Origin of the sequence: Plantactinospora sp. ZYX-F-223 (assembly GCF_039649625.1) — a bacterium.
GTDB lineage: Bacteria > Actinomycetota > Actinomycetes > Mycobacteriales > Micromonosporaceae > Plantactinospora.
Genome location: NZ_JBDJAV010000113.1, coordinates 1 through 5626 on the forward strand (window position 1 = coordinate 1; position 5626 = coordinate 5626).

Annotated in this window: 5 protein-coding genes and 2 pseudogenes; 1 reads left to right on the top strand and 6 read right to left on the bottom strand. The window is 69.0% G+C overall.

Translation table 11 applies throughout. The features are described from left to right. Positions 1-219: 219 nt before the first annotated feature. The 5 genes and pseudogenes from AAH979_RS42250 to AAH979_RS42270 form a co-directional block, all read right to left on the bottom strand. The gene (locus tag AAH979_RS42250) at positions 220-969 is read right to left on the bottom strand and encodes a hypothetical protein (RefSeq protein WP_346263738.1); all 750 of its coding nucleotides are present in this window, start codon (positions 967-969) and stop codon (positions 220-222) included. Further along, positions 969-1520, bottom strand: coding sequence for a SigE family RNA polymerase sigma factor (locus AAH979_RS42255; protein ID WP_346263739.1), 552 nt, complete (start codon positions 1518-1520; stop codon positions 969-971). The genes AAH979_RS42250 and AAH979_RS42255 overlap by 1 nt, the downstream gene beginning before the upstream one ends. A 326-nt stretch (positions 1521-1846) precedes the next feature. Then, a pseudogene (locus tag AAH979_RS42260) lies at positions 1847-2248 on the bottom strand (transposase); the annotation flags it as partial. 70 nt (positions 2249-2318) lie between these two features. Continuing rightward, positions 2319-3863, bottom strand: a complete 1545-nt coding sequence (locus AAH979_RS42265) for a caspase family protein (protein ID WP_346263740.1) — start codon at positions 3861-3863, stop codon at positions 2319-2321. 4 nt (positions 3864-3867) lie between these two features. Next, positions 3868-4239: a hypothetical protein gene (locus tag AAH979_RS42270; protein WP_346263741.1), complete on the bottom strand. Its 372-nt coding sequence runs from the start codon at positions 4237-4239 to the stop codon at positions 3868-3870. A gap of 518 nt (positions 4240-4757) precedes the next feature. Between AAH979_RS42270 and AAH979_RS42275 the strand changes: the two genes are divergently transcribed. Further along, complete coding sequence (locus AAH979_RS42275; RefSeq protein ID WP_346263742.1) at positions 4758-5063, top strand: hypothetical protein; 306 nt, start codon at positions 4758-4760, stop codon at positions 5061-5063. A 333-nt stretch (positions 5064-5396) separates the two neighbouring features. On the opposite strand, the pseudogene AAH979_RS42280 reads toward AAH979_RS42275, so the two are convergent. Beyond that, positions 5397-5626, bottom strand: a pseudogene (locus AAH979_RS42280) (integrase core domain-containing protein); the annotation flags it as partial.

Genomic DNA, 5626 nt, shown 5'->3' on the forward strand with positions numbered 1-5626 from the left:
CAGGCGATACGACTCCATGCGCAGGACCGGGATTTACCGCGGTAAAGCCATCCGAGGCATTCAACGGTGCTGATGCTGCCGACGGGAAGGGCACTGTGGCCCTGCCGGCGGTCACCGCGCGTCGCGCCCGACGGTCGCTGAGGAACGCGGTGTGACGCCCAGGGAGCTAGGTGGCGTGAGCGGTGAGGCGCCGAGCACTGATGTCGTCCGGGCGGACGGTCAGTCGTCCTGGGCGCGGTGGAACCACCAGTCGTCGCGGATGTGCGTCCATTCCTCGCCGGGCCCGGTCGTCGCGGGTGGTGAGCCGACGTCGGGCAGGTACACGTACTCCCAGTTGTACCGCCAGGAGTGCTCCTCGATCTGGACGTAGATCCCTCCTGCCTCCCGGAAGATCCGCTCGACCGCCACACCGGACCGCTCGACGGCGTCTGTCACCTCGCCGAAGTCCGCCCGTGCCTCGGCGTCGAACGGCACCAGGTCCTGGCACTCGGGGGCTCCGTCGCGGTAGTTGCCACGGGGGTACTCCAGGATGCGACATGGCCCCGGTTCCAGGAGGTAGTAGGAGACCTCAAGCTCCTCGACCGCGGGCAGCACTTCCGTCTCGAGACGATCCACGTCCGCATGCCGCTGGTCGAATCCGGGAGCTCTGCCCGGGACGAGGTCTCCCAGGGCACGGATGGCCTCACCGCCGGGCACGCTCACCGTGCCGAGGCCAGGCACGGACAGCGGGCCTGCGAGCATGAGGGCAAGGCAGACGGTGGCCGCGCCGGCCGCGGCCAGGACGGAGTTTCGGCGCCGGCGACGCAGCGCACCGCGCGCCCGGGAGGTGATGGCACGTGCGTCAAACCGTGCGGCCGGTAGGCCCGGGGCACGGGTGCGAAGGTAAGCCACGACGGCGTCGTCGGGCAGGATGTCGCGCGCGGCCGTCGGCTCGGCCGCCGTCGACCGCGGCTCGCGGGTGGGATCCATCACTGCCGCCCTTCCGTGAGCAGGGTGCGCAACCGGACCAGGGCCCGTGCGTTGTGGGACTTGACGGTGCCGACCGAGACGGCGAGCTCCCTCGCGGTCTCGGACTCGGTCAGCCCCAGCAGGTGACGCAGCACCACGACCCGTCGCTGGGCCAGGGGGAGTTCGGCCAGGAGGCGGACGACTTCGTTGCGTCCATCGACGGTGTCGGCGTGGCTCGGCGTCGCGCGCTGGGGCAAAGTGTCCGGGGAGGTGAGCACCTCCAGGCGGACAAGGCGCCAGCGGTCGATCCGCAGGTTCACCAGTACCTTGCGGGCGTACGCCCGGGGGTCGGTGCTGCGGGCGCGGTCCCAGGACCGGTAGGTGCGTTCGAAGGTGGTCTGCACCAGGTCCTCGGCGTAGGTCCGGTCGCCAGACAGCAGCAGCGCGACACGGAGAAGGTACGGCCCGACGTCGGCCACGAACGCCTCGAACTGCTCGTCTCGGCTCCCGGACAACCGGGCCTCGATGCGCGGGTGCGCGCCGGACGGCTCGGTGGCCTCCGGCGCACTCACGGGTTTGGCGTTCACATCCGACCGCCTCGCATGCTCATACCCTCCACCACGGCAGCACCCGCCGGATGGTTGTCACCGGTTGCCACAAACAGCCGGGAAAGCGGCGAACTCATCGCCCCTTCTCCCCGGCAGGCCCGGATACTGAAGGCGCTGGACCGCGACCCGACCGGCTGAGCCGGCCGGTGAGCCTGTTTACCGTCGGTAAGAGCTGGGTGTTCTTTTCCGTTACTTCGGCGGCACCTGGGGGACTGTACAAATAACTTGGCCCTGTCTCACATTCGGTTTGCGCCGTGAGGCGCTGTGGTTCGAGCGGAGGCGTGAACGCTGACGGCGATCTGGCAGTTGCCGACCTTGCCCAGTGTCCCGGAATACTGCCGGGCCACACACGCCGACGCCGGACCGTCCTTGGCGAAACCGGTGTCGTCAACCACCCACACCCGCGGTGCCACCACCTCGACCGCGGTCGTCGCGAGTCGCCGCCGCACCCCGGTCACGTCCCACGTCGACGAGGTCAGAAACTGCTGCAGCTGCTGATGATCCACCCCGAGACGAGCAGCCATCGGCTGCATCGATTTACGACGCCCATCAAGCATCAACCCGCGCAGATACCGCACACCCGTCTCACGCTGATCCACCCGAGGTAGCCCCGCGAACACCTCCGCCGCGAACCCCTCGAGCTGCTGCCGAAGCTGCGCTGCTGCGGCTGCGGCTCGGCTCGTCCGAAACACGCTGATGGCTCAGTGCGGGCGCCGCGGCGTTCGCCCCGGCCGCGCTCACGTTCCTGGCCGACCGGCCCGGTCAGCGGTTCGGTGGTGGCTCGTCGAATAGGACGGACCACTGCCGTTCGAAGTACTGCCTGATCGAGTGCCGGTAGGCGTCGATGTCCTGCTGCGTGGCCGCGTGGCCACCGCCCCGCTCGGGCAGGTCGGGCGTGACGTGCGGGCCCGAACTGCGCAGATCCTGCAGGGTCTGGCCGAGGGCCTTGCGGTACCGCCGGATCAGGTCGCGCAGGTTCGTCACCTCGGCGTTCTCCCGGGGGGTCGGGGTTCCGCCCTCGTAGCGATCCGAGTTCAGGACCGTAAGCTGGCGCTCGAGGTATTCGTTGAACCGCCGGTCGTGCTGATCGAGGTGGGTGCCGAGCATGGCCAGCTCGGCGCCGTGACCCTCCAGCTTGCCGGGCTGCTGGGCGATCAGGTCGAGGTCTCGGAACTCGTTCTCCAGGAAGGCGCGGACCCGGGTGCGGTACTCACGCTCGAACTGCTTCATGTCCTCGACGATCTTCTGCAGGTCCGGGGTCATGCCGGCCGTCACGTCGGCCGCGGCACCCGCCCCGGCCGGGACCGCCGTCAGTTTGGCCTCGGCCAGCGCGCTCGCCGCGGCGGCGGCCACCCGAGGCACCCCGTCGTCGCACAGGCCGGTGAGCACACGCCGGGCCTCCGCCGCGACGGACGGGTCCGGGCCGGCCATCAGGTCGGTCAGTTCGGTGACGGCGCCGATCCGGCCGGCCGGCTCCGTGTGCGAGACGAGGTCGAGCAGCCCTGGGCTCAACACCGAGGGCACCTGCTGTCGCATCCGGCTGCGGGCCACATAGAACCCGCCCTGCACGCCGAACTCCCACTTGGACGGTGTCTGGTCGGCCGTGCGCTGCCGCACCTGGTCGTAGACGTACTCGTACATCTCGCCGATCGAGATGAACCCGTCACGGTCCCGGTCCGCCTCCCCGGTCCGGATGCCGTGCACCAGCGCGTTAGTGAAGATCGAGGGCCGCGGGGCACTGCCGTCCACCAGCTGCTCACCCTCGAAGGCATATTCGGTCGCGGTCGACGCGGTGATGATGGCGCGGCCCCGGCCCTGCTCCAGGTGGCCCATCGGGAACTGGTCGACGACGTCGACCGCGCTGACCCGGGCGGTGCGCGCGATCATGCCGCGTTCGAAGGCGCCGCCGAAGCAGCAGTCCAGCAGCAGGACCACGCTGCCGGCCCGGCTGCGGCGCATCTGACGGCTCACCCAGGCCGCCTCGATCCCGGTCGACGCGAGGCGTCGGTTGGTCGTGTTGGACGCCGCGAGCAGCAGCTCACCGTTCGCGTCCTTGATCCCGTGGCACGAGAAGTGCAGCAGGACCAGGTCGCCGCGGCCCCGCTCGGCCAGCAGGTCGTCGATTCGCTCCCGAGTGTCGGCGTAGGTCGCGTTGTGTAGCACCGACACCTCGAACCCACCCAGCGCGGGATCGCCCAGCACGTCGGCCAGCGCTTCCGCGTCGGCGGAGGGCGCGGCGAGCCGGCCGAGGTTCGGATCGTCGTAACGATCAACCGCCACGATCAGGGCCAGCCGTCGGCGTTGCATGCGCTCAGCCCCGCGAGACAGCCTTGATGAACTCGTCGACCAGGCGTTCCTGCTGCTCGGAGGTCGCGGCGGTCAGGCGGATGGTGTGGTCGCCGACCGTCATCTCCACCTCGTTGCCACGCGGCCTGGACCCGGCCCACGCCTGCATCAGACCGACCACACTGGTGATCAGGCCGGTGGACTGCTGCAACACGACCAACACGGCGCCGACGGCGGCCACGTCGACCGCCCGGGCGCCGGGGGGAATCTCGCCTGCGCCGACAGGCCGCACCTCGTCGACGTCGAGATCCAACAGCTCCTGACGCAGGCGGACGGCGGACTCCTCCACGTCGGCCGGGTCGTCGCCGGCCGCGCGGACCGTAATCAGCATCTCCACCGTTGCTCAGCCTCCAGACAGATCGTTGCCATAGTGCCCGACCGGCCGCCTGCGCACAGTGTCGGGAAGCCGTCAATCCCACCGAGGGGTGGCGCCGGCCGGCGGATTCACGGTGGTGATCAGGTTCGGAGATAGATCACGGTAGCCTGAGTACGATGCCGCACCTCCACCGGGCCGGCGAGAGCGCCCCGCCCAGATGACCCGCCGCCCCCGCCGCACCGTGTTGTCGCTGCTGATTCTGGCGGTGGTGCTGACCGTGCTCGGCATGGTGCTGCTCCGGCCGACCGGTGCCGACCGGCCGGCGACGCCGACGGATCGATCGAGGCGAACGGACGGGTCGAGGCGGTCAACCCGGCGCGGGCGGCGGTCGAGGAGCTGTATGGCCCGCCCGTCACGCCGCCACCGCCAATCCCGCTTGGAGGCCTGGGCGCCGCCGCCTGAACATACCCGCGTCGCTGAGCGCCGCCGCGCCCAAGAAGCCCCGCACACTTCGTCTGCTTCCGGGTCCGCCAGGCGCGGTGCCGATCCTGCAATGCCACCAGCTGAGCCGCTCCCTGCCGTTCTACGCGACGCTCGGGTTCCAGGCCGAGGAACTGCCCGGCTACGCCGTTCTGCGCAACGGCCCGACCGAACTGCACCTCTTCCCAACCATTCATGCCTCGCCCGGCGGCTGCTTGCTCCGGATCACAGACGCACCTGAACTCCGGAAACGCCTCAGAGGCCAGGACATGCTGGGCCCGCTCGACGACACCGTTCCTGGCATGATGTCGTTCCAGCTCACCGACCCCGACGGCAACCACCTGATATTCGTCAGCAGCGGGTAACACGGCAGACCGGCATCTGTGTCCACCACGTCAACATCTTTGAGTGAGCGTTTTAGATGTGTGTTGGTCGGGTGTGTCGGACAGTGGGTCCGATCGATGGGAGGGTCTGGGTCGGTAGTCCGGTATGGAACGAACTCGCCGGTACCCGTCTGACCTGACCGACACCCAGTGGGAGATCATCGAGTCGATGCTGCCTGGCCAGAAGTGGATGGGCAGACCGGAGAAGCATTCCCGCAGGGCGATCTGATGTTCCCCGGGTTTCACGGAGTCGTCGTGGTTGGTTTCATGCCACGCACAGGGACATCGGTCGGACTCTCTCATACTCGATCGGGCTGAGCTGTGGCGGCGTTGCCGGTTGTGGAAGATCTCGAGGTACTCGAAGATCGCGTTGGCGAGCTCGATACGGGTGCGCCACCGCTGTCGATCGAGGAGTTCGGTCTGCATGCGGCCCCAGAACGACTCCATCATGCCGTTGTCGTAGCAGTCGCCGATCGAGCCCATCGACGGCGCGAGGCCGGCGTCGTGGACCTGACGGGTGAAGACCCAAGAGGTGTACTGCTTAG